The sequence below is a fragment of the Pseudomonas sp. PME37.24/006 genome, assembly GCF_055556635.1.
The window spans coordinates 410,404-437,341 of record NZ_JBVHNL010000001.1; the positions used below are offsets into that span (position 1 = coordinate 410,404).

The following is a 26,938-nucleotide window of genomic DNA, read 5'->3' on the forward strand; positions in this document are numbered from 1 at the left end:
ACGCCGGGGGCGCAATGACCCTGGCGTAGCCAATACGTTTATCAGCGCAGGCACGCGCTTGTCGTGCGCTGATAACGCTGCGCAATAGCGGTACTCAGCGACCGAGACGCTGCAACTCGTCCGACTCGACCACTCGCAACCCTTCACCTTCCTCGAGAGCCAGGCGCCACAGCGCGCGGGCGAGGGCGGTCACGTCGATTGCGCGGTGTTTGCCGGGCAGCCAGCGCATGAAGGGCGCCGCCAGGCGTTCACCGAGGCGGAACTCGTTGCGTGGGCCAAGCAGCAGGGAAGGGCGGGCCAGGGTCAGTTGCGGCCAGCCTTGAGCCTTCAGCGCCTCTTCGGTTTCGCCTTTGATGCGGTTGTAGAACACCGATGAGCGCGGATCCGCGCCAATCGCGCTGACCACCACGAAGTGCCGCGCACCCAGCTCGCGGGCGCGCTTGCCGAAAGCCACCACCAGATCGTGATCGACCGCCCGGAAGGCATCCTGCGAGCCCGCCTGCTTGATGGTGCTGCCCAGGCAGCAGAACGCCGTGTGTACCGGCCCATCGAGCGCGGGCAGCAGCCCGAGCAGCTCCCCGACCGGGTTCTCCAGATGGGGATGTTCGGCCAGCGACCTGCGACTCGGGGCCAGCACACGCTCTACGGTCGGTTCGTTGAGCAAGCGGTCGAGCAGGTGCTCGCCGGTCATGCCGGAGGCGCCTGCCAGAAGAATGTGCTGGGGGGTCAGGTACATGGTCGATCCTCGACTGCTGTTCGATACGTAGTTTAGAGGGCGGCGGCAGATTTATCGTTCAAGGCCGCTTCGCTTTGTTGCTGACGCAAGGCGTTCCAGTGCTCCAGCACGGCAGGCGGCGCCCATATCTGCGGCTCGGACGGCTCGAAGCCATCGGCCTGTTCGCGTTCTGCCACGGCCGCGCTGGCCAGGTCGAAAGCCCGTTGCAAGTCGTCCGTCTCCTGCAGTGCTTCGGCGAACAGCGCCCTGCCGAAATAGGTGAAATCAGCTTCTTCCGAGCAGCCGAACGACACCCGGTCAGCCCGTGCAGCGGTCATCAGCAGGGTCTTATCGTCTTTCAGGGCCGGGATGAACCCGCCGGAATAGCAGGCGGAAATCACCACCACCTTGTGGCGGTCGGCCAGCGGCTGCAGCAGCGTCGCCAGCTCGTCGGCGGGCAGGTCGGCCAGTTGCAGGCGTGGCTGATCCAGGTTCAGTTCATGGCCGCGCGAGCCGTGGCTGGTCAGGTAGATGAACACCAGGTCTTCCGGGCCGCTGCGTTCGGCGATGGCGCGTACCGCGCGGCGCAGGTTTTCCCGGGTTGCCAGTGGGCGGTCGGCCAGGTGATCGCGGTGGTTGGCCAGGGTGATGCGGCCATAGGCGGAAAAACGCCCCGCGAGCAGGTTGGCAACGTAGTCTGCCTCGCGCAGGAACACGCTCTGCTTGCCATCGCCGGCCAGCGTCAGGGCATAGAGTTCGCTGCGTGGGGTGGACGCTGGAAGTGCGGCGATGGCCTGGTCGAGCAGCTCACCCTGTTTCAGCAGGCCGATTTCCAGTGGATCCGGCAAGGCCTGGCCGTTCTCGTCACGCACCCGCAGGCCGCGCTGCCAGGTGCCTTTCTGGAGGCTGCCGTCGGCAAGGGTCAGGGTGCCTTCGCCATGGTAGCGGCCGTTGGCGAAGCGGCCATCGAAGCGGCTGCCATCAGGCTGCTGCAGGTGACCTTCGCCCTGATAACGCCACTCCTTGAATTGTCCTTGATAGCGTTCGCCATCGGCGCCGGCATACTCGCCCTTGCCGTTGAGCGCACCCTCAGCGAAGGTGCCGCTCCAGACGTTGCCCGCTGCGCTCTGGTAGCGACCTTTGCCTTGGAACAGGCTGTTGCGCAATTCGCCGTCGTAACTGTCGCCGTCGCTGCCCTGGTAGTTGCCGTCCCCCTTCAATTCTCCACCCACGAAGTGGCCGGAAAGCTGATTGCCGAGTTCGTCCTGATGCACGCCCTGGCCGTCGGGCAGGCCTTTTACGAACTGGCCCTGAAATCGACTGCCGTCGGCTTGCTCGAGCGTACCCAGACCGTGAAAACGGCCATCGCGGAACTGCCCACGGTAAGTCTGCCCGGCTTCCTCCAGAGTGCCTTCGCCGCTGAAGCGACCGTTGAGAAATCCGCCGCTGTACTGGCTGCCATCGGCTTTCTTCAGGTTGCCTTGTCCCTGGTAACTGCCCGCAACGAATTCACCGACGTAGTGCTCGTCATTGGCGCCGCGCCACTCTCCAGCGCCATGGCGTTGACCGTTGAGGAAGTGGCCAATGAACACGCTGCCATTGGGGTAATCCAGGCGACCCTCGCCTTGCAGCAGGCCGTCGACCACATTGCCGTGATAGCGCGAGCCGTCCGGCAGAATCGCGTCGGGAGGCAGAAGGGATGTGCTCTGGCCGCAGGCGGCGAGGGAAAGAACCAGAGCCAGGGGCGCGAGGCGAAACATGCGGGGACGTCCAGGTCAGATGAGCGATATCGGCAGTATGCCGCAAAGCGACTGACGGCGCCCTGATGGGCTGAACCGGTCAATTGCAGATGATCTGGCACTGTTAAGCCGCCTCTGTTACCTGACTATAATGGCCGCTTTGTAAGGTGGCGCCGTCTTGCTTGGCGCGCCTGCCCAGTGTTTGAGGGGAGTCTTCATGCTGCTTCGTGGCCTGTTCTGGCTGGTGCTTTGCCAACTGCTCGGCACGGCGATCAACGCGCTGTTTCTGCCGATGTTGCCGGGGCCGATTCTCGGCATGCTGCTCTTGGTGGTGTTTCTGCTCTGCCGTGGCCAGGTCGACGAGCCGATCCAGCAGGCCGCCAGCAGCCTGCTCAAATACCTACCGTTGCTGCTGGTGCCGCCTGCCGTCGGCGTGATGGCCTACGCGGAGGCGATCGTCGCCGACTTCTGGGCGGTGATCGGTGCGCTGGTGCTGTCGTTGATCCTGTCCCTGGTGTTCGCCGGCTGGATGATGCAGAAATTGATCGAGCGCCAGACGCGCCGCCGGGGGGAGGGATGATGCTCGACTGGCACGGCGCCTGGATGGCCGTCACCCACCATCCGCTGTTCGGGGCGGGCATCACCCTGGGCGCCTATCAACTGGCTATCGCGGCCTACGAGAAGACCCGCTGGGTATTCCTGCAGCCGGTACTGGTATCGACCCTGCTGGTCATCGCCATTCTGCTGCTCTGCGGACTGACCTTCAGCGAGTACAAGAGCGGTGCCGAGGCGCTGACTATTTTCCTAGGGCCGGCCACCGTCGCTCTGGCGGTGCCCCTCTACCTCAACCTGCGACGTATCCGTCAGGTATTCTGGCCTACCGTGCTGACCCTGCTGATCGCCGGGGTGGTCGCCACCGTCCTTGGTGTGGCGCTGGCCTGGATGCTGGGGGCCGAACACAACATGCTGATGAGCATGGCGCCCAAGTCGGTGACCTCGCCAATCGCCATGCTGGTGGCCAGCCAGATCGGCGGCCTGGCGGCGCTGGCCGCGGTGTTCGTGATGATCACCGGCGTGCTGGGGGCGATCATCGGGCCGTCGCTGCTGCGCTGGTGTGGCGTCCATCACCACGCTGCCGTGGGCATGGCTTTGGGCATGACTGCCCATGCGGTCGGCACCTCGCGAGCCATGCAGGAGAGCGAGGAATGTGGTGCCTTCGCGGCCCTGGCCATGAGCCTGATGGGGGTGTTCACGGCCATCCTGCTGCCACTGGCTGTCGTCTTCCTGAGTTGAGAACCGCAATGACCCTACCTTTATTTCCGCTGCATACCGTTCTGTTTCCCGGCTGCGTGCTGGATCTGCAGATATTCGAAGCGCGCTATCTGGACATGATCAGCCGCTGCATGAAGCAGGGCGAAGGCTTCGGCGTGGTGTGCATCGTCGAGGGGGCCGAGGCGGGCGACGCTGCCGAGCGCGTTGCGCAGATGGGCTGCGAGGCGACCATCATCGATTTCCAGCAGCGTCCCAACGGCCTGCTGGGCATTCGTGTGCAGGGCGGTCGACGGTTTCGCGTCAAGCAGGCGCAGGTGTTGCCGGACAAACTGACCCTGGCCCAGGTCGAGTGGCTCGACGAGCAGCCCCAGCTGCCACTGGATGAGGAGCATGCCGACCTGCTGGCGCTGCTGGGAGCCCTGGCCGAACACCCGATGGTCGCCAGCCTGGACATGGGCGGCAGTGCCGACAGCCAGGCCGAGCTGGCTGACAAGCTCGGCTATCTATTGCCGTTCAGTGCCGAGCATAAGATTGCCTTGCTGGCAGAACCAGACGCCACGCGGCGCCTGGACATGCTGCAGGAGCTGGTCGAGCAGTTGCAGGGCGACGGCCCGGCTCAGTAACGGTAAATCTCCACGCCTTCCGACATCCGCCACAGCGCCATGGTTGTCAGCAGCAGGGCGCAGCTCGGCACGATCATCCACCAGACCTTTGCCGGCAGTGGCGGCAGTGAGGCGAAGCGTTGCATCAACGCCAGGCTCAATGCGCACAGGCTGCTGGCCAGCAAGGCGCCAGCGATGATATCGCTCGGCCAGTGAACGCCCAGGTAAACCCGCGACAGGGCAATTGCCAGCGCCGGCAGACAAGCCAGCAGTATCCAGGTCAGGCGCAGGCGTGCAGGTTGCCCACGGCCGGCGAGCACGGCCGTGGCCAGGAAGAATGCGAAGGCCGCAGAACTGTGCCCGCTGGGAAAGCTGTAGGTATGCAGCGGCTCGAGCAGCACTTCAGGGCGCGCTCGCTCGAACAGTCCCTTGAGTGTGCCATTGGCCAGGGCGGTGCTGAGCATGGCCCCGCCTGCGAACAGCAGAGCCTGCCATTTGCGGGCGAGCAGCAGCAACACGCAGAGCAGGGCGGCGACCGCCAACTGAACGTCGAAATCGCCGAAGTGAGTGATCGCTACCGCTATGTAGTCGAAACGCGGATTGCGCTCTTCCTGGATCAGGGTCATCAGGCCCTGATCCAGCTGGATCAGATGTGGCCAGCCGATGAACAGGGCGATCAGCAGAATGGTGCCCAGTCCGGCTGCGATCAGGCTGGCCTGGCGCTGTTCGCGCAGACTGCTCTGGATGGTCAGCACCAGCAGCAGTGCCAGGCCTGCGGCGACTACTGCAGCCTGGGGCCAGAAACCCTCGGGCAGCGGCAGGCGCAGGGCGGCACCGGCGGCCCAGCCCGGAACCAGGTAGGCGACTGCCCAGCCAGCGGCGGCTAGCATACTGACGGCGATAAAACGGCCGATCGGCATGCTCAGCATGCCCGCGACCATCGGCAGCATAGGCCGCAGTGGGCCGATGTAGCGGCCAAGCAGCAGGCTGGCGACGCCATAGCGTTCGAAGTAGGTCTCCGCGCCGCTGAGCCATTGCGGGTGGCTGCGCAGGCCCGGCAGACGACGGATGTCCTGGTGGAAGTAACGACCCAGGGCATAGGAAATGGCGTCGCCAAGCAGGCCGCCAAAGTACGCCAGCGCCAGGGTTTCCCACAGGCTCAGGGCGCCATTGCCGGCCATCACGCCGACGGCGAATAGCAGCACGGTACCGGGAACGATGATGCCGGCGATGGCCAGGCATTCGATGCAGGCGATCAGGAAGATCGCCAGGCCCAGCCACTGCGGGTTGGCCGCAAGCCAGGTAGTCAGACTATCGAGCCACTCGCCCATGTATGGACACCTTATAAATGAGAAATCGCAGCCTTCGACCCATTCATCCGAAAAGCGGTTCCTTCGCCATGTGCGTCATGCGCGGCCGGGCTGGCGCGGGCGATCATAGCAACAAGGCCTGGCAGAGAGGCAGATGCGCGTATGTCGCAATAGGCTTCGGCTCGCCGCTTGCAGCTGGAAACAACCATCTGCCAGGCGCCGCTGTGCGCGGAGCGGCATGACCGCTATAATCAGCAACTTTTTCCAACTGCCAGACCTGAGTTGCCATGACCGAGTCCGTGCTTGACTACATGACCCGCCTGGGCCGCGCCGCCCGCCAGGCTTCGCGCGTGCTCGCGCGGGCCAGCACCGCGCAGAAGAACCAGGCCCTGCAGGCCGCCGCCGCCGCACTCGACGCCTCGCGCGCCGAGCTGGTTGCCGCCAATGAACTGGATCTCGCCGCTGGCCGTGCCAACGGACTTGAGCCGGCCATGCTCGATCGTCTGGCACTGACCCCCAAGGTCATTGACAGCATGATCGAAGGGCTGCGTCAGGTTGCCACGCTGCCCGATCCTATCGGCGAGATTCAGGGCATGCGCTATCTGCCGTCCGGCATTCAGGTAGGCAAGATGCGCGTGCCGCTGGGCGTGATTGGCATCATCTACGAGTCACGACCCAACGTGACCATCGATGCGGCCAGCCTGTGCCTGAAGTCCGGCAACGCCACCATCCTGCGTGGCGGCTCCGAGGCCATTCATTCCAACCAGGCTATCGCCCGCTGCATTCAGGCCGGCCTGGCAGAGGCCGGTTTGCCGGCCAGTGCGGTACAGGTCGTGGAAACCACCGACCGCGCCGCCGTTGGCGCGCTGATCACCTTGCCGGAATTCGTCGATGTGATCGTGCCGCGTGGCGGCAAGGGCCTGATCGAGCGCGTCAGCCGCGAAGCCAAGGTGCCGGTGATCAAGCATCTGGATGGCGTCTGCCACGTTTATGTGGATATCGCCGCTGACCTCGACAAGGCCATTCGCGTCTGCGACAACTCGAAGACTCAGCGCTACTCGCCGTGCAACACCATGGAAACCCTGCTGGTGCATGCCGATATCGCCGCACGCGTACTGCCGCCGCTGGCTGCCATCTACCGTGACAAGGGTGTCGAGTTGCGTGGCGACGCGCAGACCCGCTCGCTGCTGGGCAGCGATGTACTGGAGGCCAGCGAAGACGACTGGTATGCCGAGTACAACGCGCCGATCCTGGCGATCCGCGTGGTCGACTCGCTGGATGCGGCCATCGAACACATCAATACCTACGGCTCGCAGCACACCGACGCGATCATCACCGAGAACTTCAGTGATGCACGGCGCTTTCTTACCGAAGTGGATTCCAGCTCGGTGATCGTCAACGCCTCGACGCGTTTTGCCGATGGTTTCGAGTACGGCCTGGGCGCGGAGATCGGTATTTCCACCGACAAACTGCACGCCCGTGGTCCGGTCGGTCTGTTGGGGCTGACCAGCGAGAAGTACGTGGTATTCGGCGACGGTCACGTGCGCACCTGATGGCAAGCCGCAAACGCATCGGGCTGTTGGGCGGTACTTTCGACCCGGTGCATATCGGCCATCTGCGCGGCGCGCTGGAGGTGGTCGAGTTTATGGGGCTCGATGAGTTGCGGTTGATCCCCAGTGCGCGGCCGCCGCACCGGGAAACCCCGCAGGTCGGGGCGCAGGATCGCCTGGCGATGGTCGAGCAGGCGGTGGTGGGATTACCGCCGTTGCGGGTGGATGATCGCGAGCTACAGCGTGACAAACCGTCCTACAGCATCGACACCCTGGAGTCGCTGCGTGCTGAGCTGGCGGCGGATGACCAGTTGTTTCTGATTCTGGGCTGGGATGCCTTTTGCGGCTTGCCAGTCTGGCACCGTTGGGACGAGTTGCTGTGCCACTGCCATATCCTGGTGTTGCAGCGCCCGGATGCCGACAGCGAGGCCAGCGAACCGCTGCGTGACCTGCTGGCGGCGCGTAATATCGCCGACCCATTGGCGCTGGACGGGCCGGCGGGACAGATTTCATTCATTTGGCAGACACCGCTGGCGGTGTCTGCCACGCAGATCCGTTCGCTGCTGGCGAACGGCCGCTCGGTGCGTTTTCTGGTGCCCGATGCGGTACTGGCTTATATCAATGCCCATGGACTGTACCGTGGGTAAATCGAACACGAGGCAAACGAGTTAGTTATGACGAAGCAAACCATGCACAGTGAAGACCTGGTCAAAGTGGCCATCGCAGCACTGGAAGAGATCAAGGCGCAGGACATCACCACCATCGATGTGCGCGAGAAGACCAGCATCACCGATTTCATGGTGATCGCCAGCGGCACCTCCAGCCGTCACGTCAAGTCGCTGGTCGACAACGTGCTGGAAAAGGCCAAGGAGCAGGGCGTGCGGCCAATCGGCAGCGAAGGCCTGGATAGCGGCGAGTGGGCACTGCTCGACCTGGGCGATATCGTCGTCCATGTGATGCTGCCGACCGCTCGCCAGTTCTATGACCTGGAGCGTTTGTGGCAGGGCGCCGAGCAGAGCCGTGCGCAGCAAGGCATCGAGCGCGAGTAAAGGTAGCCTGTCGTGCGTATCAAACTGATCGCCGTCGGCTCGCGCATGCCGCGCTGGGTCGAAGATGGCTGGCAGGAATATGCCAAGCGCATGCCCTCTGAGCTGTCTCTGGAGTTGGTGGAAATTCCTCTGACCACGCGCGGCAAGAATGCCGACGTGGCGCGGATGATCCGCCAGGAAGGCGAAGCCATGCTGGCCAAGGTGCAGCCTGGGGAACGCATCGTCACCCTGGAAGTCGAAGGGCGGCCCTGGAGCACCGAGCAGTTGGCGGTCGAGCTGGACAAGTGGCGTCTCGATTCACGCACCGTCAACCTCATGGTCGGCGGCCCGGAAGGGCTGGCGCCGGAAGTTCAGGCGCGTAGCGAGCAGCGTTGGTCGCTGTCGCCTCTGACGTTGCCTCACCCGCTGGTACGGATACTGGTCGGCGAACAGATCTATCGGGCCTGGACGGTGTTGTCCGGTCACCCTTATCACAAGTAGTCAGCAGTCCCGATGCCCCAGCCGATTCGCCTAAAAGACCACGAGAAGGACGCGCGCCTCATTCGCAAGCGCGCGCTGGTCGGTGGCGCGTTTTTTCTGGTGCTGACCCTGGTGCTGATCGCGCGCATGTATTACCTGCAGGTGATTCAGTACGAGTATCACTCCACGCTGGCGGAGAACAACCGCATCCACGTGCAGCCGATTCCGCCCAACCGCGGGCTGATCTACGACCGTAACGGGGTGATCATCGCCGATAACCGGCCCAGCTTCAGCCTCAGTCTGACCCGCGAGCGGGCGGGCGATTGGGAGCAGGTACTGGATGTCATCGTCGAGGTGCTGGAGCTCGCTCCCGATGATCGCGAGTTGTTCGAGCGCCGCGTGCGCCAGGGGCGCCGGCCTTTTGAGCCGGTGCCCGTGCTGTTCGAGCTCAGCGAGGAGCAGATCGCCCGGCTGGCGGTAAACCAGTTCCGCCTGCCCGGCGTCGAGGTGGTGGCGCAACTGGTGCGGCACTATCCGCAGCGCGAGCATTTCGCCCACTCGGTCGGTTATGTGGGGCGTATCAACGAGCGTGAGCTCAAGGAGCTCGACCCGGTCGAGTACAGCGGCACTCACCATATCGGCAAGACCGGTATCGAGCGTTTTTACGAAGATCAATTGCACGGTAAGGTCGGCTACGAAGAGGTCGAGACCAACGCCCGTGGTCGCGTACTGCGTGTGCTCAATCGCACGGATCCCTTGCCCGGCAAGGATGTGATGCTGACCCTGGATGTGCATCTGCAGGAAGTCGCCGAGCAGGCGCTTGGCGGTCGGCGCGGTGCGGTGGTGGCCATCCAGCCGTCCACCGGCGAAGTGCTGGCGATGGTCAGCCAGCCGAGCTTCGATCCCAACCCCTTCGTGACCGGGATCAGTTTCAAGGCCTACGCCGAGCTGCGTGACTCCATCGACCGGCCGCTCTATAACCGCGTGCTGCGTGGTTTGTATCCTCCAGGCTCGACGATCAAACCGATGGTCGCGGTGGCCGGCCTGGATGCCGGGGTGATTACCCCAACGTCACGGGTCTTCGACCCGGGCTTCTATCAGTTGGCCAACCACAGCCACAAATACCGCAACTGGAACCGCACCGGCGATGGCTGGGTCGATCTCAACCTTGCGATCATGCGCTCCAACGACACTTACTTTTACGATCTGGCCCACAAGATGGGCATTGATCGCCTGCATGACTACATGACCCGTTTCGGGATTGGTCAGCGGGTGTCCCTGGACATGTTCGAGGAAACCGCCGGTCTGATGCCGTCGCGTGACTGGAAGCGTGCGCGCTACCGTCAGCCCTGGTACCCGGGCGAAACGCTGATTCTCGGCATCGGCCAGGGTTATATGCAGACCACGCCGCTGCAGCTGGCCCAGGCTACCGCGCTGATGGCGACCAAGGGCAAGTGGATTCGCCCGCATTTGGCGAGAACCATCGACGGCAGCCTGCCCCATGATCCGGATCCGATTCCGGATATCGTGCTGCGCGATCCCAAATCCTGGGATTACGCGCGTCTCGGCATGGAGGCGGTGATGCACGGTGCGCGGGGTACGGCGCGCAAGGTCGGTGACGCTGCGGCCTACCGGATTGCCGGCAAGAGCGGTACGGCGCAGGTCGTGGCCATCAAGCAGGGCGAGAAGTACGACCGCAGCAAGGTGCAGGAACGCCATCGTGACCACGCCCTGTTCGTCGGTTTCGCCCCAGCGGACAACCCGCAGATCGTCGTGGCGGTGATGGTCGAGAACGGTGAGTCAGGCTCCGGCGTGGGCGCTCCGGTGGTCAAGCAGGTGATGGATGCCTGGCTGCTCGACGAAAACGGTCAACTCAAGGCCGAATATGCCACGCCCGGTGCGTCGGTACCGCTTAACGCAGAGGTGAAGCATCCATGAGTCTGACCGGTAGCTTCGACCGTACGCTTTCCACCGACGATGTCCTGCGGCGCCGCTCCAGCTTGCTGCAGCGCTTGCACATCGACGGCATTCTGCTGCTGCTGTTATTGCTGCTCGCCACCGGCAGTCTGTTTATCCTTTATTCGGCCAGCGGCAAGAACGTCGACCTACTGATGAAGCAGGCCAGCTCGTTCGGCATCGGTCTGGTGGCGATGGTGGTGATCGCCCAGTTCGAGCCGCGCTTCATGGCCCGCTGGGTGCCACTGGGCTATCTGTGTGGTGTCGGTCTGCTGGTGGTGGTGGACGTGATGGGCCATAACGCCATGGGGGCCACGCGCTGGATCAACATTCCCGGGGTGATCCGCTTCCAGCCGTCGGAATTCATGAAGATCCTGATGCCGGCGACCATGGCCTGGTATTTGTCCAAGCGCACATTGCCACCCAGCCTCAAGCACGTCGCTGTCAGCCTGGGGCTCATCGTCACACCGTTCGTACTGATTCTTTTACAACCGGATCTGGGCACGTCCGTGCTGATTCTCGCCTCCGGAGCCTTCGTGCTATTCATGGCCGGGCTGCAGTGGCGCTGGATCGCTGGCGCAGTCGCAGCGCTGGCGCCAATTGCCGTGGCTATGTGGTTTTTCGTCATGCACGACTACCAGAAGCGCCGGGTGCTGACCTTCATCAACCCGGAGAGCGACCCGCTGGGCGCTGGCTGGAACATCATTCAGTCGAAGGCGGCGATCGGCTCGGGCGGCGTGTTCGGCAAAGGCTGGCTGCTTGGTACTCAGTCGCACCTGGATTTTTTGCCGGAAAGCCATACGGACTTCATCATTGCTGTTTTGGCCGAAGAATTTGGCCTGATTGGTGTCTGTCTGTTGCTGCTTTTGTACATTCTGTTGATTGCACGCGGTCTGGTGATTACCGTGCAAGCGCAGACGCTGTTCGGTAAGCTGCTCGCCGGTGGTTTGACCATGACCTTCTTTGTCTATGTCTTCATCAATATCGGCATGGTCAGTGGTTTGTTGCCGGTAGTGGGTGTGCCGCTGCCGTTTATCAGTTATGGCGGCACGTCTTTGATTACGTTGTTGTCGGGTTTCGGAATTCTGATGTCTATCCACACGCACCGTAAGTGGATCGCTCAGGCTTGATTGGGGTTATGAATTCAATGCAGATTTTGCGTGGCTGGGCCGCACGACATGCACACTGGCTGGCGGTTGCCGGCCTGTTCGGGGCTCCACAGGCGATGGCTGTCAACGAGTACGCGAACTCGCCGCAAGTTGGCGAGTTCATCACCGAGATGACCCGTGATTACGGTTTCGCCAGCGAGCAACTGAGCACGCTGTTCACCGGTGTGGAGCGCAAACAGGCGATTCTCGACGCCATTTCGCGTCCCGCCGAGCGGGTCAAGCCGTGGAAGGAATATCGGCCGATCTTCATCACCGATGCACGTATCAACAAAGGCGTGGCGTTCTGGAACGAGCATGCTGAAGCCTTGGCGCGTGCCGAGAAAGAATACGGCGTGCCCGCCGAGATCATCGTCGCCATCATCGGAGTAGAGACCTCCTACGGTGGCAATACCGGCAATTATCGAGTGATCGATGCATTGTCGACCCTGGCCTTTGATTACCCGCCGCGTGCGCCGTTCTTCCGCAAGGAACTGCGCGAGTTCCTCATGCTGACCCGTGAAGAACAGGTCGACCCTGCCAGCCTGAAGGGCTCCTATGCGGGAGCCATGGGCCTGCCGCAGTTCATGCCGAGCAGCTTCCGCGCCTATGCGGTGGATTTCGACGGCGACGGCCATATCAATATCTGGAGCAACCCGACCGATGCCATCGGCAGCGTTGCCAGCTACTTCAAACGTCATAACTGGCAGCCGGGCCAACCGGTGGCTAGTCTTGCCACTGTCAAGGGCGAGCAAGTCGAGCAGGGCCTGAGCGCCGGCCTCGACCCGGAAAAGAACGTGGGTGAACTGCGTGCACTGGGCTGGTCGAGCAATGACGTGCTTGCCGATGACCTGCCGGTTACCGCGTTCCGCCTCGAAGGCGCCGAGGGTGCCGAGTACTGGATCGGTCAGCCGAATTTCTATGTCATCACTCGCTATAACCGCAGCGTGATGTACGCCATGGCGGTCAATCAGTTGTCCGAGTTGCTGGTTCAGGCCCGAGGTGCCAATCAATGACGGGTTTGCCGTTCAAGCTGGCCGCGTGCGGCATCCTTGCACTGATGCTGGCGAGCTGCTCTTCCAGTCGCGCGCCAACGGCCACGTCGCCGGTGCAGGCTTCAGGTGGGTCGGTTTCCGGCCCAGGCGATTTCAACCGCCCGCATAAAGATGGCGCACCCTGGTGGGACGTCGACGTCTCGAAGATCCAAGACGCTATCCCTATGCCGCATTACGGCCCGGTGAAAGCCAGCCCTTACGTGGTCTTTGGCAAGCAGTACTATCCGATCGCCGATGCCCGTCGCTACAAGGCAACGGGCCCTGCGTCCTGGTACGGCACCAAGTTCCACGGTCAGGCTACTGCCAACGGCGAGGCCTACGACCTGTACGGCATGACCGCCGCGCACAAGACCCTGCCGCTGCCCAGCTACGTGCGAGTGACCAACCTGGAGAACGGCAAGTCCGTGATCCTGCGCGTCAACGACCGCGGCCCGTTCTACTCTGATCGCATCATCGACCTGTCTTTCGCAGCGGCCAAGAAGCTCGGTTATGCGGAGAAGGGCACCGCTCAGGTTCATGTCGAGGGTATCGATCCGGCTGAATGGTGGGCTCAGCAAGGCCGCCCGGTGCCGATGGTGCTGGCGCAGCCGCAGATGGCCAAGGTTCAGCCCGCACAGGCTGCCCAGTTGCAAATAGCCAGTGCACCGGTCGAGCAGTATTCGCCACCACCGCAGCAGCATGCCGCGGCCACCGTGCCGGTGCAGATCGACTCAAAAAAAAACGCTTCAGCCGCAGCGTCTGGCCTGTATCTCCAAGTGGGAGCCTTCGCCAATCCCGACGCTGCGGAGCTCCTCAAGTCCAAGTTGAGCGAGTCGGTGAGTGCGCCGGTGTTCATCAACTCAGTGGTGCTCAACCAGCAGATACTGCACCGCGTCCGACTGGGGCCGATCAACAGCCAGGTCGAGGCTGAGCGGGTGCGTGAAAGCATTCGCGTGGCCAACCTCGGTCAAGCGACTCTGGTCAAGGCAGACTGAGGGCATAGCCCTCCGACGCTGGCAACTAATTGGCCTGCCGCCTGACTAAGCAGGGAATCGCCGTCACCGTGCGGCGATGACATTTCATACTTGCCCGCAAGGGCCTGTTCGACCATCAGCGATTTAGAGAGACGGATGAAAATCACCAGCTTCGCGCAACGCATCTTCCTGTCACTTATGCTGCTCGGCGCCTCCAGCGCCTGGGCCAACCAAGCGCCGTTGCCGGCTCCACCGCAACTGGCAGCCAAGTCCTATGTGTTGATGGATGGCGCCAGCGGCAACGTCCTTATCGATAACAATGGTGACGAGCGCCTGCCGCCAGCCAGCCTGACCAAGCTGATGACCGCCTACATCGCCACCCTGGAAATCCGCAACGGCAAGATCGGCGAGCAGGACATGGTCACTATCAGTGAGCATGCCTGGCGCACGGGTGGTGCTGCTTCCGGTGGTTCCACCATGTTCCTGCCGGTTAATAGTCAGGCCTCGGTCGATGATCTGCTGCATGGCATCATCATTCAGTCCGGCAATGACGCCAGCATCGCGATTGCCGAACACATCGCCGGCAGTGAAGACGCCTTCGCCGACATGATGAATGCTACTGCCGAGCGTCTGGGCATGAAGAACAGCCACTTCATGAACGCCACTGGCCTGCCGCACCCCGAGCACTACTCCAGTGCTCATGACATGGCGATTCTGGCGCGCGCCATCATCAATGAAGATGCCGAGCACTACGCTATTTACTCGCAGAAAGAGTTCCTCTGGAACAACATCAAGCAGCCCAACCGCAACCTGCTGCTGTGGCGTGACCGCACTGTCGATGGCCTGAAAACTGGCCACACCAATGAAGCCGGCTTCTGCCTGGTGGCTTCGGCTGTACGTGATGGCGCGCGGATGATCACTTCGGTATTCGGCACCGACAGCGAACGTGCTCGCGCCGCTGAAACCCAGAAGCTGCTGACCTATGGTTTCCGCTTCTTCGAAACCCGCACCTTCTATCAGAAGGGCGCCGAACTGGCTCAAGCGCCTGTCTGGAAGGGGCAAACTCCTCAGGTCAAAGCCGGTCTGGCTCAGGATCTGACCCTGACCCTACCCAAGGGGCAACTGGAAAAATTGCAGGCCAGCATGACCATCAATCCGCAGATCACTGCCCCGATCGCCCAGGGCGACGTGATAGGCAAGGTCGAGGTGAAAATGGGTGATCAGGTGGTGCACAGTGCCGATCTGGTCGCGCTGGAAGCTGTCGAGGAGGGTGGCTTCTTCCGCAGCCTGTGGGATAGCATTCGGCTGTTCTTCTACGGGTTGTTTAACTGACAGCTCGCCCCCATGTTTCGATGAACGCCCTCGACCCGAGGGCGTTTCATTTTGGATCAGTGAACATCATGACCGATACCGACGTACAAGCTCCGAAAATCGAATTCCCCTGTCCGAACTACCCGATCAAGGTGATCGGCGAGGCCGGTGACGGCTTCACTGACATGGTGATTGAGGTGATCCAGCGCCATGCGCCTGACCTCGATGCTGGCACCCTGGTGACCCGTGATAGCAGCAAAGGCCGCTTCCTGTCCGTGCAGGTGCTGATCACCGCCACCGGTGTCGAGCAACTGCAGGCGATCCATGTCGACCTGCGCGCCACCGGCCGCGTGCAAATGGTGCTGTAGTGGCGGCAGCCGACCTTATCGTGCGTCATCTGGGGGTGGTGGAGTATCTGCCGACCCTTGAGGCGATGCGCACGCTGACTGCCGAGCGCGACGACGCCACGCCGGACGAGATTTGGCTGTTGCAGCACCCGCAGGTATTCACCCAGGGCCAGGCCGGCAAGCCCGAGCATCTACTGGCCCCCGGTGACATTCCGGTGATCCAGGTGGAGCGCGGCGGGCAGGTGACATATCACGGGCCAGGCCAACTGGTGGCGTATCTGATGCTGGATCTGCGCCGCCTTGATCTGGGCGTGCGTGAGCTGGTCAGTGCCATGGAGCAGACGCTGGTCGACGTTCTGGCGAGCTACGGCGTCGAGGCGGCGCCAAAGGCAGATGCACCGGGTGTATACGTCAATGGCGACAAGATCGCTTCGTTGGGCCTGCGTGTGCGCCGTGGTTGCTCATTTCACGGCCTGGCACTCAACGTCGACATGGATATGCGCCCGTTCCAGCGCATCAATCCGTGCGGTTATGCCGGCTTGAAAATGACGCAACTCAGGGATCAGTTGGACGCGCCGCTGCGTTTCGACGAGGTTGCCGAGCGCCTTGAGCAGGCTCTTCGTCAGCGGTTGGGGTATGTGCAGTAGCCGGCGAACTTTGCGCTAGCGCAGTTGCCGTAGAGCGGTTTCCCTGGGTATCGCTGCGCTCAACGCCAGGCTACGGATGAGCCTGGTCAACTTGAGCGTAGCGATACCAGGTGATCAGTTGACGTTCAGCGCAGGAATCAGGCTGGTGTTGACCTGCTGCCCAGGCACCGGTACTGGCGCTGCCAGGCCCAGATTGTTCTTCTCGAACACCTTGTCCGCCCGATAGCTGGAGCGCACCAGAGGGCCGGCTGCCACTTCCATGAAGCCCATCTGCAGGCCGATCTCGCGGAATCGGTTGAATTCGTCCGGGCTCACCCAGCGCTTTACCGTCAGGTGATTGCGGGTCGGCTGCAGGTACTGACCCAGGGTGAGGATATCCACGCCCACGGCGCGCATATCTTCCATCGCTTCGAACACTTCGTCGTCGGTCTCGCCCAGGCCGAGCATCAGACTGGTTTTGGTGAGCACGTCCGGGCGATGGCGCTTGGCGTGGGCCAGTACGTCGAGGGTCTTGCGGTAGCCGGCGCGAGGATCGCGTACTTCGCGGGTCAGGCGTTCGACTGTCTCGACGTTCTGAGCGAACACTTCGAGACCGGAATCCACCACGCGCTCGATGGACGGCAGGTCGCCGTCGAAGTCGGGGGTCAGCGCTTCCACGACCACTTGCGGCGTGTTGGCCTTGATTGCCTGGACGCAGGCTGCGTAGTGCGCGGCACCGCCGTCCGGCAGGTCATCACGATCCACCGAGGTCAGCACGATGTAACGCAGGGCCATCAGCTCCACCGACTTGGCGGTGTTCTGTGGCTCTTCCTTGTCCAGCCAGCCGTTCGGGTTACCGGTGTCCACCGCACAGAAGCGGCAGGCACGGGTGCAGACCGAGCCCATCAACATGATCGTGGCCGTGCCGTTTGACCAGCACTCACCCATGTTCGGGCAGTGGGATTCCTGGCACACGGTGCTGAGGCGGTGCTCGCTGACATTGCGCTTGACCGCTTCGAAGCGACTGCCGGTCGGAGCCTTGACCCTTAACCAGTTTGGCTTGGGTTCATAAACCTGGGGCTCGCTCGAGGTACGACGCTTTTGGCCGTCCTTGATGGCGGTAATACCCTGAACGGTGCGGAATTTGTCGCCGCTGGTAACGGGTTTGGGCGAGGCGGTATCGGACATCGAAAATCTCGGCTCCGGTAGGGGCTGCGGTGGCGGGTGGGCAGCTTGTGGCCGCCGCAAAGTGTATCACACACCGTCGCAGCAAGCGCCTGACCGTCCGCGTCGTTACCGAGTGCAGGAGGTTCGTCGATCAGGCTGTTGGCAGCTTGGCGATCACCTTGATCTCGAACTGGAAGCCATACAGCCAGGTCACGCCCACGCAGGTGATGTTCGGATGCGGTGCCTCGCCCCAGTACTCTGGAACGACCTCCCAGATGGTCTCGAAACGTTGTTCGGGGTTGACGATGAACACCGTCACATCGACGACGTCATCGAAGGTGCAATCGGCGGCCTTGAGAACCGCGTTGAGGTTCTCGAACGCCAGGCGAACCTGAGCTTTCAGATCCGGCTCGGGGGAGCCGTCGGGATGGCTGCCAACCTGGCCGGATACGAACAGGAAACCATTGGAGCGTACGGCCGGTGAGTAGCGGTTGCGCTCATAAAGGGCCTGACGGCCTGGGGGAAAAACCACGTCGCGAGTAGTCATGTCGTCTCCTTTGGGCAATCGCCCCGTATAAGTGATGGGTTCACTCTAGGCGTGCCGACGCGCTGGATAAACCGGCCAGTTCGATCAACACTGTTTGGGAAATCCAAATAATCACCGGTGGCAGAGTGGATCGATTCGACGCGATGAGGGCCTTCGCACGGGTGGTGGAGGCCGGCAGCTTCACCAAGGCGGCCGATACGCTGCACATGAGCAAGACCAGCGTCACGCAGCTGGTGCAGCAGCTCGAGGCGCGGCTGCGTGTACGCTTGCTGAACCGCACGACGCGCAAGGTCAACGTCACTGCCGATGGCGCTGCCTATTACGAGCGGGTGGTGCGCCTGCTGGCCGATATGGACGACGCCGAAACCAGCCTCTCGGACGCCACCAGCATGCCGCGCGGGCGGCTGCGCGTGGATGTGCCCAGCCCGTTCGCGCGGATGATTCTGGTACCTGCGCTGCCGGCCTTCCATGCGCGTTATCCCGATATCCAGCTCGACCTCGGGGTGAGCGACCGCCTTATCGACCTGGTGGGTGAGAACGTCGATTGCGTGATCCGCGGCGGGGAGATCACCGACCAGTCACTGATGGCGCGCCGCGTCGGTGATCTGCAATCGGGGGTCTATGCCACGCCCAGTTACCTGTAGCGCTGCGGCACTCCCGCGCATCCGCAAGAGCTCGCCGATAGCCACCACCGCATCGTCGGTTTCAAGCGCGCGCGGGCCGGCAAGCTGTTTTCGTACGTCATGCACCGTGATGGCGAAAGCGTCAATGTGGAGGGGCGCTATGTGCTGGCACTCGACGATGGCAACGCCTATCTGGCCGCCGGTTTGGCGGGGCTGGGCGTGCTCTGGCTGCCGAACTACATGTCGCGCGAGCATGTGCAACGCGGCGAGTTGGTCGCCGTTTTCGAGGGCTGGCAGTTCGAGCCGATGCCGATGTACATCGCCTACCCGCCGAACCGCCACGTCAGCGCCAAGTTGCGGGTGTTCATCGATTGGGTCATCGAGCTGATGGCGCTGCACGCACCGGTCATTGATCGAAGTGGGCGCTAGAGCCGGGGCCAGCAACAGGCGCTGATCCTTTACGTTAAACTGCGCGCCTCGCTTTCCCGATGGCCTTGCTGCATGTCCCGACCTTCTCGCCCCGCGTCTCGTCCGTATCGTGTGCCCAAGGCGCCGCCTGCCGAGCCGCGCCTGATCGTGCTGAACAAGCCGTTCGACGTGCTCACCCAATTCAATGATGATCAGGGCCGTGCCACGCTCAAGGATTTCGTCGCCGTGCCTGGCGTGTATCCGGCCGGGCGATTGGATCGCGATAGCGAGGGGTTGCTGCTGCTCACCAACGATGGCCAGTTGCAGGCGCGCATCGCCGATCCCAAGCACAAGTTGGCCAAGACTTATTGGGTGCAGGTCGAAGGCGAGCCCAGTGCCGAACAGCTGCAGCAACTGCAAGAGGGGGTGCAGCTAAACGACGGGCCAACCTTGCCGGCCGGCGCGCGTCTGCTTGATGATCCCGAACTATGGTCACGCAACCCGCCGGTGCGCTTTCGCAAAAGCATACCGACTGCCTGGCTGGAGCTGGTGATCCGTGAGGGGCGCAACCGTCAGGTGCGGCGCATGACCGCTGCCGTAGGGCTGCCAACTCTGCGTCTGGTGCGCGTGCGTATCGGCCCTTGGTCGCTGGAGGGATTGCAGCCGGGCGAGTGGCGAGAAGTCCCTGCCACGCTCAAGCAATAGGCTCCCTGTCAGCCGTCGTATCCGGCCTTGATGACGCTGATGCCTTTGATCAGCACCTCGCGCCAGCCCTGCAGGGTGGCTGCGTCAGCCTGTTTGTCATGTTCCATGATGGTTTTGAGCAGTGACTCCAGCCACAGATCGTAAAGCTCCGGGCGGATGTCCATGGCTGTCCGCGCATGGGTGCAGCCCAGGGCGCGCAATTTGCTGTCTGGCATGCCGCGGGCGTGCATGACCAGATTGAGAATTCCCTGACGCAGCAGCAGCTTTTGCGCAGCCATGTCGGTGTGTACGAACTTCTCGCGAATTGCTGGCGAGCTGTCCAGAAAATACCGATAGAAATCGTCGAAAAAAGCCGGACTGGCACAGCAGCGTCCGTAACTCTGCATGACGCGATCAGTGGCGTTCATGTATTTCTCCATAGGGCAGCAAACAGGGCAACGCGGCATACGCCGTATTTTTCGTTATTGGCTTAAACACTTTCCAGGCCGGCGATGACCAGTGTCTTGATCAGAAAGCCGAGTACACCCAGGCCCAGCGTGAAGAACAGTGTGAAGGTGCCGAATAGACCGGCCCTGGACTGCTTCGCCAGATCCCAGACGATGAATGCCATTAGCAGCACCAAACCGCTAACCAGCAAGGTCATCATCAGCTCTTCGAAAACTTCCGGTTCCATGACGATCTCATCGGCGATAAATAAGGCTGCGTCTCCCTGGCGCCATGGGCGCATGCGAGCCGTGGCGGAGGCGCTGCCCCAAGGCACATAAAGCGTGTGGATATTACACGCTGGCAGGTCCTGATGCGTAGTTCCCTATTGGTCGTATGGTCTTTAGCTGCGCAAGTGCTGGAGAGGTAGTTGCGTGCTGGAGAGGATCTGCTGCAGCACGAAACTCGAGCGCACGCTGGAAACACCATCGATACGGGTCAGGGTGCCGAGCAGCAGCTTCTGGTAGTGATCCATGTCCGGCACCACCACCTTGAGCTGATAGTCGGCGTCCATGCCGGTGACCAGGCAGCATTCCAGGACTTCGGGGCACTTGCGAATCTCTTCCTGAAAATGCTCGAAGCGCTCGGGCGTATGGCGATCCATGCCGATCAGCACGTAGGCGGTCAGGCTCAGGCCGAGTTTCTTGCGATCCAGCAGGGCGACCTGCTGCACGATGTAGCCGTCATCCTCCAGTTGCTTGACCCGCCGCGAGCAGGGAGAGGGGGAGAGGCCGATGCGCTCGGCCAGATCCTGGTTGGACAGGGTCGCGTCGCGTTGCAGTTCGGCAAGAATGTTAAGGTCGTAGCGGTCTAGTTTGTTCATTCTCGGACTTACTTGTTGTTTGCTTGCGCTGAATATTGATGGATTAACGTTAAATTGCGCAAGCGATGCTTATTTAAGCAATGTTTGCAATATCTGGTCGCGCTGTCGGGCGTAAGCTTTACCTCAGTTTCAAGGCCCGGACGACACGTCCACCCGGCTCGCCCAATCAGGAGAGCTGGCGCCGCCGACCCAACCGGGTCGTCACGGCACCCGGGTCCGCACTGCCCAACCAGGCGGGCGAGGAAAGCGGCGACAGAATTGCCAGCACAGGACATCTACGAAAGGGGAGGCCGAGAGGTCTCCCCTTTCTTCTTTACGGGTCTCAATGACCGCCGCAGCACTTCTCCCAATGTTTCTTCTTCGATGTCTGGCCGATACCTGGGTTGAAGGCGTTGGTCGGATCCAGTTCGCGGTAGAAATCCGCTAGCGCCGGCTTGGCGATATACAGGTGACCGACGTTGTGCTCGGCCGGGTACTCGGCGCGGCGCTCATCGAGCAGTGTCCACATGGCGTGCTCCATGGCTATTGGATCGACGCCCTTCTTGACGATGTAATCCTGATGGAACACGTGGCAGAAGAAGTGACCGTAGTAGAGCTTGTGGATGATCTGTTCCTCCATCGCTGCCGGTAGCGTCTCGACCCAGTCGCGGTCGTTGCGGCGCAGGGCGATATCCAGGGCGAGGATATCTTCGACGCTGTTGCGGTGCGCCTCACGATAGCGGATCGCCGCGCCGGCGATGGCGAAGCGGTGCAGGAATGCCTTGCGGCCCTCGTCGGCGTCACATTCGAAAAAGGCGCCGCTGGTGCGCTGGTCAAAGTATTCGCTCAGAAAGGTGCGGGTCTGCTCCAGGCTGTCATTGGCGACTCGGACGAGGAGGTGATGTTCGTAGCGATTGCGATACTTACGCATGCGCTGGGGCAGATGGCTGGGCAGCAGGTTCATCAGCAACTGAATCGCCCGATCGCTTACGCCACGCAGACCTAAGCGTTCGAAGAAGCCATCGACGCGGCTTTTCAGCGCGAAGGCCGCGGGTACTTTGGCAGTGCCGAATCTGTCGATGACCAGAAAGGTGTCCTTGCCGTATTTCTCACCGATGTCGAAGGCGGTGCGATGAATGTACTCGCCGGCAATAGGCAGGCTCGGCAACTGGCTGAGCAGGTGGCGGCGCACCTCGGTGAGGTCGTGCGGATCGTTGCTGCCGATATAGAAGACGGTGCTCGGCTCCTTGGGAAAGGTATCCAGGCGCACGGCGAACAGGCACAGCTTGCCAGCCGAGCCGGAGGCCTCGAACAGCCGTGACGGGTCGGCATTGAAGCGCGCCGGTGTATCCGCATCCACGTCGCGCACGTACGCTCCATAGCTGCCGTCCGAAGCCTTGCCAGTGCCGTCATTGATGACCTGGAACGGGCTGTAGTCGCCACGCTGCAGGCGGGTGAGGATTTCCTCGGGGCTGTTGCCCAAGTCGATGCCCAGGTGGTTGATCAGCTCCAGCGTGCCGTCCTCCTTCACTTGCGCGTACAGCGCCAGTTCGGTGTAGGCCGGGCCACGACGAACCAGCGAACCTCCCGAGTTGTTGCACACGCCGCCGAGTACCGAAGCACCGATGCACGAGGAGCCGATCACCGAATGGGGCTCGCGGCCGAGTGGCGCCAATGCTTGTTCCAGGCGATCCAGTGTGGCGCCGGGCAGGCACACCACTTGTTCGCCATCGTTGATCAATTGCACGCCGGTGATACGCAGGGTGCTCATCAGTACGATCTCGCGATCGTAGTCGTTGCCATCCGGTGTCGAGCCACCGGTGAGGCCGGTGTTGGCCGCCTGCATGATGACGATGCGATCGGCGGCGACGGCTGCCTGCAGTACCCGCCATTGCTCCAGCAACGTGCTGGGCCGTACTACGGCCAGCACGCCGCCGTCCCCGGTACGATGGCCCTTGCGAAAGCGCCGGGTGCTCTGCTCGTCGGTAAGCACATGCTCGCTACCCACCGCTTCACGCAGGGTTGCCAGCAGGGTGTCGCGGCTGATGGATGGCATGCCTCAGAGCTCCCGAACCAGAGACTCGGCGCTGATCTGCGAAATGGATCTGGCGCCGGTCAGCACCATGGCCACACGCATTTCCTTGTCGATCAGGCTCAGCAGGTTGCTCACCCCCGCACCGCCAGCGGCCGCCAGTGCGTAGACGAAGGCGCGGCCGAGCATCACGGTATCGGCGCCCAGGGCGATCATGCGTACCACGTCCAGGCCGCTGCGGATGCCCGAGTCGGCGAGGATCTTCAGGTCGCCCTTCACAGCGTCGGCGATGGCCGGCAAGGCGCGAGCGCTGGATAGCACGCCATCGAGCTGGCGACCACCGTGGTTGGAAACGACGATGCCGTCGGCACCGAAGCGCACCGCGTCGCGGGCATCTTCAGGGTCGAGGATGCCCTTGATCACCATTGGGCCATCCCAGAACTCGCGGATCCACTCGAGATCTTTCCAGGAAATCGACGGATCGAAGTTGGCGCCCAGCCAGCCAATGTAATCGGCCAGGCCGGTAGGGCTGCCGCGGTAGGCGGAAATGTTGCCCAGGTCGTGGGGCTTGCCCAGCAGGCCAACGTCCAGCGCCCAGGCCGGGTGAGTGAAGGCTTGCAGCATGCGGCGCATGGCGGCGTTTGGGCCGCTCATGCCGGAGTGGGCGTCGCGATAACGAGCGCCTGGGGTCGGCATATCGACGGTGAATACCAGGGTGGTCACGCCAGCCGCCTTGGCCCGCTCCAGAGCGTTCTTCATGAAGCCGCGGTCTTTCAATACGTACAGCTGGAACCACATCGGGCGGCTGAGCGCCGGCGCCACTTCCTCGATCGGGCACACCGAAACGGTCGAGAGCGTGAAGGGAATACCTTTGTCCGCTGCTGCCTTGGCTGCCTGTACTTCACCGCGGCGCGCGAACATGCCGGTCAGGCCGACTGGGGCCAGAACGACCGGCATCGACAATCTCTCGCCGAACAGCTGGGTTTCCAGGCTCAGTTCAGACATGTTCTTCAGCACGCGCTGGCGCAGGGCGATGCTGGCTAGATCCTCGACGTTGCGCCGTAGCGTGTACTCGGCATAGGCGCCGCCGTCGATGTAATGGAATAGGAACGGCGGCAGGCGACGCTGGGCGGCGGCGCGGTAGTCGGTGGAGGCTGAAATGATCATGGTTTATCCCGTCGCAAGAAAATAAAGGGGATTTTGTACGGCAAGCGCCCCGGCATTGTCGGGGCGCACTAACAGGCTGTGGTCAGGTGCCAACCAACGGATCGCTGATATCCAGCAGGTAGATCGCGATCAGTGCGATGACACCCGTGAAGATCACGTAGTACAGCGTCGGCCAGATGGTTTTACGCAGAATGCTTCCTTCACGCCCAAGCAGACCCACCGTGGCCGAGGCGGCAACCACGTTGTGAATGGCAACCATATTGCCTGCAGCAGCACCAATGGCTTGTACCGCGACAATCAACGCACTGGAAATGCCGAGGCTGTTTGCTACCCCGAACTGGAACTGACTGAACATCATGTTACTGACCGTATTGGAGCCGGCGATGAAGGCGCCTAGCGCACCGATACTGGGGGCCAGCAGCGGGTAAACACCTCCGACACTGTCGGCCACCCAGCGGGCCATAAGAATCGGCATGCTAGCCAGTTCCGCGCCGTTGACGCCGGAGTTGATCAGGATGCGCACCATCGGCACGGTGAACAACAGCACGAAGCCGGCGCTGAGCAGTACGCTGGACGATTCCTTGACCGCCGCACTTAGCTCGCGAACTTTCATGCCGTGCAAAAAGAAGGTCGCCAGCACGACTGCAACCAGAATGCCGCCAGGCAGGTAAAGCGGCTGGAAGTTGGCGCTGACACCGGTCTCACCAAGCAGATTGGGGAAGTCTACGACAACCGCCTTGAGCGCAACGCCGACGCCAGGGAAGACCCTGCTGATAACCAGCAGAGCACCGACCAGTACATAGGGGAACCAGGCGCGTATTGCCCCCATCGGTTTTGCACTCAGGTTTTCGAGTTTGATCTCCACGCTACCCAACCATTCGCTTGGCCACTTGTCCGCCGGTGCGAAGTCCCAGGTCTTTTTCGGCACCAGAAAACCACAGCGGGCGGCGCTGGTGACAATGGCCAGGCCCACCAGCCCACCGATCAGTGACGGAAATTCCGGCCCCAGCAATACGCCGGTTGCTGCATACGGCAGCACAAATGCCAGGCCGGCGAAGAGCGCGAATGGCAGTGCTTCCAAGCCTGCTTTCCAGCTTTTCTCCTGACCGAAAAAGCGAGTCAGCATCATCACCATTATCAACGGGATAACTACACCCACGATCGCATGAATGATCGCTACCTGGCTGGTGATCAACTGCAGAAACTGATCCCACGACGAGCCGTTTTCAATCAGTTGTGCACCGATTGTGGCCGTATCCAGCCCTGTGTTCACGCCGACAATAATTGGCGTGCCAACGGCGCCGAAAGAGACTGGCGTGCTCTGTACCAGCATACCCATCAGTACTGCAGCCATGGCAGGAAAACCGATAGCGACCAACAGCGGTGCAGCAACCGCTGCTGGGGTACCAAATCCGGAAGCACCTTCGATAAAGCAGCCGAACAGCCACGCAATGATGATCGTCTGTACTCGACGGTCAGGGCTGATGGTCGAAAATCCTGAACGAATGGCGAGGATGCCACCCGAGTGTTTGAGCGTATTGAGCAGCAGAATGGCGCCGAAAATGATCCACAGCACACCGATGGTGATCACCAGGCCCTGCAGAGTGGATGCCAGTACACGATTGAGGCTCATGTCCCAGGCAAATAGGCCAATTGCTGCGGTGAGCAGATAGACCAATGGCATGGCACGCTTGGCAGGCCAGCGCAGGGCAACGAGTAGAAGTGCCGCCAGGAGAATTGGTGAAAACGCCAGTAAAGCGAGAATTCCAGTAGACATGATGGCAGTCACTCCGTGCGTTGGCGCAATAGGTGTTTGGAGGAAACTGCGTTAGGGCGCTGTGTGACATAGCGGGGCAACATGAGATGACCTCGACCGATTGTTTTTGTTGTGATCATGTAAATTGGTAATACCAATTTACATGCAGTGAGCGTCAGGGTAAAAGTTTGTGTAATTGCCTGTCAAATCGCCTCATAAAGACTTTGGTCGTAGAATGTTCGCTTCCTGTCCATGCGGCGCTGTGTCGTATAGGGATTTGGCTTATTCAGTGGGGACGTGGCAATGGAAGTAGGTCAGGTGCGCCAGCGGCGTTTGTCGGACGACATTGCCGGGCAGGTCGAAACCATGATTCTTGAGGGGACGCTCAAGTCTGGTGAACGCTTGCCAGCTGAACGCGTTCTGGCAGAGCAATTCGGCGTGTCCCGTCCCTCGTTGCGCGAAGCGATCCAAAAGCTGGTGGCGAAGGGGTTGCTGTTCAGCCGCCAAGGTGGAGGAACCTACGTCTGTGAAAACGTGGGCTCAACATTCAGCGACCCGCTGCTGCACCTGCTAGAGAACAATAGCGATGTACAACGTGACCTCCTCGAGTTTCGGCATACCCTCGAGGGCTCTTGCGCTTACTACGCCGCTCTGCGAGCGACTGATAGAGATCGCCAGCGCCTGAGCGAAGCTTTTGAGCGTTTGCAGGATTGTTACGGGCGAGCGGGTGAGGTGACGCGAGCAGAGGAGGGGACTGCTGATGCCAATTTCCATCTGGCAATTGCCGAGGCCAGCCACAATGCTGTGCTGCTGCACACCATTCGTGGTCTGTTCGCTCTACTCAAGCGCAATGTGGTCACCAACATCGGTGGGATGTATGCCCTGCGCGGCGAAACGCGCAGCATGCTGAATGCACAGCACCGTGCGCTTTACGACGCAATCATCGAAGGGCGGGCTGAGGATGCGCGAGAGCTATCCAATCAGCATATTGACTATGTGCAGGAAGTTCTGGCTGGTGCTTTACAGCAGGAAGCCCGCGAATTGCGGGCACAGCGCCGAGAAGCGGCGGCCGGCTCCAAGGTTTGATGTTTAGGCAGCCTGTGCTGAACGCGCGGAGAGAGTAGTTACATGGCCGGAGCAGAGTAGGCCAGTCGCGTAC

27 protein-coding genes and 1 pseudogene are annotated in these 26,938 nt (G+C 61.8%); 17 read left to right on the forward strand and 11 right to left on the reverse strand.

Annotation, left to right across the window (positions count from 1 at the left end):
• Positions 1–94: 94 nt before the first annotated feature.
• The gene (locus tag ACZ3GY_RS01865) at positions 95–736 is read right to left on the reverse strand and encodes an oxidoreductase (RefSeq protein ID WP_463563684.1); all 642 of its coding nucleotides are present in this window, start codon (positions 734–736) and stop codon (positions 95–97) included.
• Between the two features lie 32 nt (positions 737–768).
• Complete coding sequence (locus tag ACZ3GY_RS01870; RefSeq protein WP_465908752.1) at positions 769–2,475, reverse strand: C13 family peptidase; 1,707 nt, start codon at positions 2,473–2,475, stop codon at positions 769–771.
• A gap of 196 nt (positions 2,476–2,671) precedes the next feature.
• On the opposite strand from ACZ3GY_RS01870, the gene ACZ3GY_RS01875 reads away from it, so the two are divergent.
• From ACZ3GY_RS01875 to ACZ3GY_RS01885, 3 genes are read left to right on the forward strand one after another with little or no spacing between them, the layout of a single operon-like run.
• Entirely contained in the window at positions 2,672–3,034 is a 363-nt protein-coding gene (locus tag ACZ3GY_RS01875; protein ID WP_042554854.1) for a CidA/LrgA family protein, read from the forward strand.
• A complete protein-coding gene (locus tag ACZ3GY_RS01880; RefSeq protein ID WP_465908753.1) occupies positions 3,031–3,747 on the forward strand; it encodes an LrgB family protein in 717 nt (238 codons plus the stop codon). Before ACZ3GY_RS01875 ends, ACZ3GY_RS01880 begins: the two co-directional genes overlap by 4 nt.
• An 8-nt stretch (positions 3,748–3,755) precedes the next feature.
• Complete coding sequence (locus tag ACZ3GY_RS01885) at positions 3,756–4,349, forward strand: LON peptidase substrate-binding domain-containing protein (protein ID WP_465908754.1); 594 nt, start codon at positions 3,756–3,758, stop codon at positions 4,347–4,349.
• Here ACZ3GY_RS01885 and ACZ3GY_RS01890 read toward each other — a convergent pair.
• Positions 4,343–5,659, reverse strand: coding sequence for a bifunctional DedA family/phosphatase PAP2 family protein (locus ACZ3GY_RS01890; RefSeq protein ID WP_463563689.1), 1,317 nt, complete (start codon positions 5,657–5,659; stop codon positions 4,343–4,345). The two genes, ACZ3GY_RS01885 and ACZ3GY_RS01890, sit on opposite strands and share 7 nt — an antisense overlap.
• A gap of 266 nt (positions 5,660–5,925) precedes the next feature.
• Here ACZ3GY_RS01890 and ACZ3GY_RS01895 point away from each other — a divergent pair, with 266 nt between their 5' ends.
• From ACZ3GY_RS01895 to lipB, 11 genes are all read left to right on the forward strand, one after another.
• The gene (locus ACZ3GY_RS01895; protein WP_465908755.1) at positions 5,926–7,191 is read left to right on the forward strand and encodes a glutamate-5-semialdehyde dehydrogenase; all 1,266 of its coding nucleotides are present in this window, start codon (positions 5,926–5,928) and stop codon (positions 7,189–7,191) included.
• Positions 7,191–7,835: a nicotinate-nucleotide adenylyltransferase gene (gene nadD / locus ACZ3GY_RS01900; protein WP_465908756.1), complete on the forward strand. Its 645-nt coding sequence runs from the start codon at positions 7,191–7,193 to the stop codon at positions 7,833–7,835. The genes ACZ3GY_RS01895 and nadD overlap by 1 nt, the downstream gene beginning before the upstream one ends.
• 42 nt (positions 7,836–7,877) lie before the next feature.
• Positions 7,878–8,237: a ribosome silencing factor gene (gene rsfS / locus ACZ3GY_RS01905; protein ID WP_463565996.1), complete on the forward strand. Its 360-nt coding sequence runs from the start codon at positions 7,878–7,880 to the stop codon at positions 8,235–8,237.
• Between the two features lie 12 nt (positions 8,238–8,249).
• Complete coding sequence (gene rlmH, locus ACZ3GY_RS01910; protein WP_042554860.1) at positions 8,250–8,717, forward strand: 23S rRNA (pseudouridine(1915)-N(3))-methyltransferase RlmH; 468 nt, start codon at positions 8,250–8,252, stop codon at positions 8,715–8,717.
• 12 nt (positions 8,718–8,729) lie between these two features.
• Positions 8,730–10,634, forward strand: a complete 1,905-nt coding sequence (gene mrdA / locus ACZ3GY_RS01915; protein ID WP_463563692.1) for a penicillin-binding protein 2 — start codon at positions 8,730–8,732, stop codon at positions 10,632–10,634.
• A gap of 44 nt (positions 10,635–10,678) precedes the next feature.
• A complete protein-coding gene (gene rodA, locus ACZ3GY_RS01920; protein ID WP_465909213.1) occupies positions 10,679–11,782 on the forward strand; it encodes a rod shape-determining protein RodA in 1,104 nt (367 codons plus the stop codon).
• Positions 11,783–11,799: 17 nt separating this feature from the next.
• Positions 11,800–12,813 (forward strand): lytic murein transglycosylase B, encoded by a 1,014-nt coding sequence (gene mltB, locus ACZ3GY_RS01925; RefSeq protein WP_465908757.1) that lies wholly within the window; start codon positions 11,800–11,802, stop codon positions 12,811–12,813.
• Entirely contained in the window at positions 12,810–13,826 is a 1,017-nt protein-coding gene (locus tag ACZ3GY_RS01930; protein ID WP_463563695.1) for a septal ring lytic transglycosylase RlpA family protein, read from the forward strand. Before mltB ends, ACZ3GY_RS01930 begins: the two co-directional genes overlap by 4 nt.
• A gap of 135 nt (positions 13,827–13,961) precedes the next feature.
• Complete coding sequence (locus tag ACZ3GY_RS01935) at positions 13,962–15,137, forward strand: D-alanyl-D-alanine carboxypeptidase family protein (RefSeq protein ID WP_463563696.1); 1,176 nt, start codon at positions 13,962–13,964, stop codon at positions 15,135–15,137.
• 68 nt (positions 15,138–15,205) lie between these two features.
• Positions 15,206–15,484, forward strand: a complete 279-nt coding sequence (locus tag ACZ3GY_RS01940; RefSeq protein WP_465908758.1) for a DUF493 domain-containing protein — start codon at positions 15,206–15,208, stop codon at positions 15,482–15,484.
• Positions 15,484–16,110 (forward strand): lipoyl(octanoyl) transferase LipB, encoded by a 627-nt coding sequence (lipB, locus tag ACZ3GY_RS01945; protein ID WP_465908759.1) that lies wholly within the window; start codon positions 15,484–15,486, stop codon positions 16,108–16,110. Before ACZ3GY_RS01940 ends, lipB begins: the two co-directional genes overlap by 1 nt.
• A gap of 114 nt (positions 16,111–16,224) precedes the next feature.
• Here lipB and lipA read toward each other — a convergent pair whose 3' ends face one another.
• Positions 16,225–17,277 carry a lipoyl synthase gene (gene lipA / locus ACZ3GY_RS01950; RefSeq protein ID WP_465908760.1) on the reverse strand — a complete coding sequence of 351 codons (1,053 nt, stop codon included), beginning with the start codon at positions 17,275–17,277 and terminating at the stop codon, positions 16,225–16,227.
• 130 nt (positions 17,278–17,407) lie between these two features.
• The gene (locus ACZ3GY_RS01955; RefSeq protein ID WP_463563699.1) at positions 17,408–17,803 is read right to left on the reverse strand and encodes a RidA family protein; all 396 of its coding nucleotides are present in this window, start codon (positions 17,801–17,803) and stop codon (positions 17,408–17,410) included.
• A gap of 125 nt (positions 17,804–17,928) precedes the next feature.
• Between ACZ3GY_RS01955 and ACZ3GY_RS01960 the strand changes: the two are divergent.
• Positions 17,929–18,855 (forward strand): annotated as a pseudogene (locus ACZ3GY_RS01960) (LysR family transcriptional regulator).
• Between the two features lie 111 nt (positions 18,856–18,966).
• Positions 18,967–19,539, forward strand: coding sequence for a pseudouridine synthase (locus ACZ3GY_RS01965; protein WP_465909215.1), 573 nt, complete (start codon positions 18,967–18,969; stop codon positions 19,537–19,539).
• 8 nt (positions 19,540–19,547) lie between these two features.
• Here the strand turns inward: ACZ3GY_RS01965 and ACZ3GY_RS01970 are convergent, their stop codons facing one another.
• The 6 genes from ACZ3GY_RS01970 to ACZ3GY_RS01995 form a co-directional block, all read right to left on the reverse strand.
• Positions 19,548–19,946, reverse strand: a complete 399-nt coding sequence (locus ACZ3GY_RS01970) for a globin (RefSeq protein WP_465908761.1) — start codon at positions 19,944–19,946, stop codon at positions 19,548–19,550.
• Positions 19,947–20,008: 62 nt separating this feature from the next.
• Positions 20,009–20,212, reverse strand: a complete 204-nt coding sequence (locus ACZ3GY_RS01975; RefSeq protein ID WP_465908762.1) for a DUF2788 domain-containing protein — start codon at positions 20,210–20,212, stop codon at positions 20,009–20,011.
• Between the two features lie 153 nt (positions 20,213–20,365).
• Complete coding sequence (locus tag ACZ3GY_RS01980) at positions 20,366–20,845, reverse strand: Lrp/AsnC family transcriptional regulator (protein ID WP_042554872.1); 480 nt, start codon at positions 20,843–20,845, stop codon at positions 20,366–20,368.
• 322 nt (positions 20,846–21,167) lie between these two features.
• A complete protein-coding gene (dld, locus tag ACZ3GY_RS01985) occupies positions 21,168–22,880 on the reverse strand; it encodes a D-lactate dehydrogenase (RefSeq protein ID WP_465908763.1) in 1,713 nt (570 codons plus the stop codon).
• 3 nt (positions 22,881–22,883) lie between these two features.
• Entirely contained in the window at positions 22,884–24,023 is a 1,140-nt protein-coding gene (gene lldD, locus ACZ3GY_RS01990; RefSeq protein ID WP_465908764.1) for an FMN-dependent L-lactate dehydrogenase LldD, read from the reverse strand.
• An 82-nt stretch (positions 24,024–24,105) separates the two neighbouring features.
• Positions 24,106–25,800, reverse strand: a complete 1,695-nt coding sequence (locus ACZ3GY_RS01995) for an L-lactate permease (protein ID WP_465908765.1) — start codon at positions 25,798–25,800, stop codon at positions 24,106–24,108.
• 282 nt (positions 25,801–26,082) lie between these two features.
• Between ACZ3GY_RS01995 and ACZ3GY_RS02000 the strand changes: the two genes are divergently transcribed.
• Positions 26,083–26,865, forward strand: a complete 783-nt coding sequence (locus ACZ3GY_RS02000) for an FCD domain-containing protein (protein WP_465908766.1) — start codon at positions 26,083–26,085, stop codon at positions 26,863–26,865.
• Positions 26,866–26,938: the final 73 nt, after the last annotated feature.

Excerpts from the sequence above, each read along its gene's own strand:
- mltB (WP_465908757.1), top strand. The coding sequence starts at position 11,800 with ATGCAGATTTTGCGTGGCTGGGCCGCACGACATGCACACTGGCTGGCG.
- ACZ3GY_RS01970 (WP_465908761.1), bottom strand. The coding sequence starts at position 19,946 with ATGAACGCCACTGATCGCGTCATGCAGAGTTACGGACGCTGCTGTGCC.
- ACZ3GY_RS01870 (WP_465908752.1), bottom strand. The coding sequence starts at position 2,475 with ATGTTTCGCCTCGCGCCCCTGGCTCTGGTTCTTTCCCTCGCCGCCTGC.
- ACZ3GY_RS01865 (WP_463563684.1), bottom strand. The coding sequence starts at position 736 with ATGTACCTGACCCCCCAGCACATTCTTCTGGCAGGCGCCTCCGGCATG.
- ACZ3GY_RS01995 (WP_465908765.1), bottom strand. The coding sequence starts at position 25,800 with ATGTCTACTGGAATTCTCGCTTTACTGGCGTTTTCACCAATTCTCCTG.
- lipA (WP_465908760.1), bottom strand. The coding sequence starts at position 17,277 with ATGTCCGATACCGCCTCGCCCAAACCCGTTACCAGCGGCGACAAATTC.
- ACZ3GY_RS01930 (WP_463563695.1), top strand. The coding sequence starts at position 12,810 with ATGACGGGTTTGCCGTTCAAGCTGGCCGCGTGCGGCATCCTTGCACTG.
- ACZ3GY_RS01935 (WP_463563696.1), top strand. The coding sequence starts at position 13,962 with ATGAAAATCACCAGCTTCGCGCAACGCATCTTCCTGTCACTTATGCTG.
- nadD (WP_465908756.1), top strand. The coding sequence starts at position 7,191 with ATGGCAAGCCGCAAACGCATCGGGCTGTTGGGCGGTACTTTCGACCCG.
- ACZ3GY_RS01890 (WP_463563689.1), bottom strand. The coding sequence starts at position 5,659 with ATGGGCGAGTGGCTCGATAGTCTGACTACCTGGCTTGCGGCCAACCCG.
- ACZ3GY_RS01880 (WP_465908753.1), top strand. The coding sequence starts at position 3,031 with ATGATGCTCGACTGGCACGGCGCCTGGATGGCCGTCACCCACCATCCG.
- ACZ3GY_RS01875 (WP_042554854.1), top strand. The coding sequence starts at position 2,672 with ATGCTGCTTCGTGGCCTGTTCTGGCTGGTGCTTTGCCAACTGCTCGGC.
- ACZ3GY_RS01940 (WP_465908758.1), top strand. The coding sequence starts at position 15,206 with ATGACCGATACCGACGTACAAGCTCCGAAAATCGAATTCCCCTGTCCG.
- ACZ3GY_RS01895 (WP_465908755.1), top strand. The coding sequence starts at position 5,926 with ATGACCGAGTCCGTGCTTGACTACATGACCCGCCTGGGCCGCGCCGCC.
- ACZ3GY_RS02000 (WP_465908766.1), top strand. The coding sequence starts at position 26,083 with ATGGAAGTAGGTCAGGTGCGCCAGCGGCGTTTGTCGGACGACATTGCC.
- ACZ3GY_RS01975 (WP_465908762.1), bottom strand. The coding sequence starts at position 20,212 with ATGGAACCGGAAGTTTTCGAAGAGCTGATGATGACCTTGCTGGTTAGC.
- ACZ3GY_RS01955 (WP_463563699.1), bottom strand. The coding sequence starts at position 17,803 with ATGACTACTCGCGACGTGGTTTTTCCCCCAGGCCGTCAGGCCCTTTAT.
- ACZ3GY_RS01980 (WP_042554872.1), bottom strand. The coding sequence starts at position 20,845 with ATGAACAAACTAGACCGCTACGACCTTAACATTCTTGCCGAACTGCAA.
- mrdA (WP_463563692.1), top strand. The coding sequence starts at position 8,730 with ATGCCCCAGCCGATTCGCCTAAAAGACCACGAGAAGGACGCGCGCCTC.
- ACZ3GY_RS01885 (WP_465908754.1), top strand. The coding sequence starts at position 3,756 with ATGACCCTACCTTTATTTCCGCTGCATACCGTTCTGTTTCCCGGCTGC.
- rsfS (WP_463565996.1), top strand. The coding sequence starts at position 7,878 with ATGCACAGTGAAGACCTGGTCAAAGTGGCCATCGCAGCACTGGAAGAG.
- lldD (WP_465908764.1), bottom strand. The coding sequence starts at position 24,023 with ATGATCATTTCAGCCTCCACCGACTACCGCGCCGCCGCCCAGCGTCGC.
- dld (WP_465908763.1), bottom strand. The coding sequence starts at position 22,880 with ATGCCATCCATCAGCCGCGACACCCTGCTGGCAACCCTGCGTGAAGCG.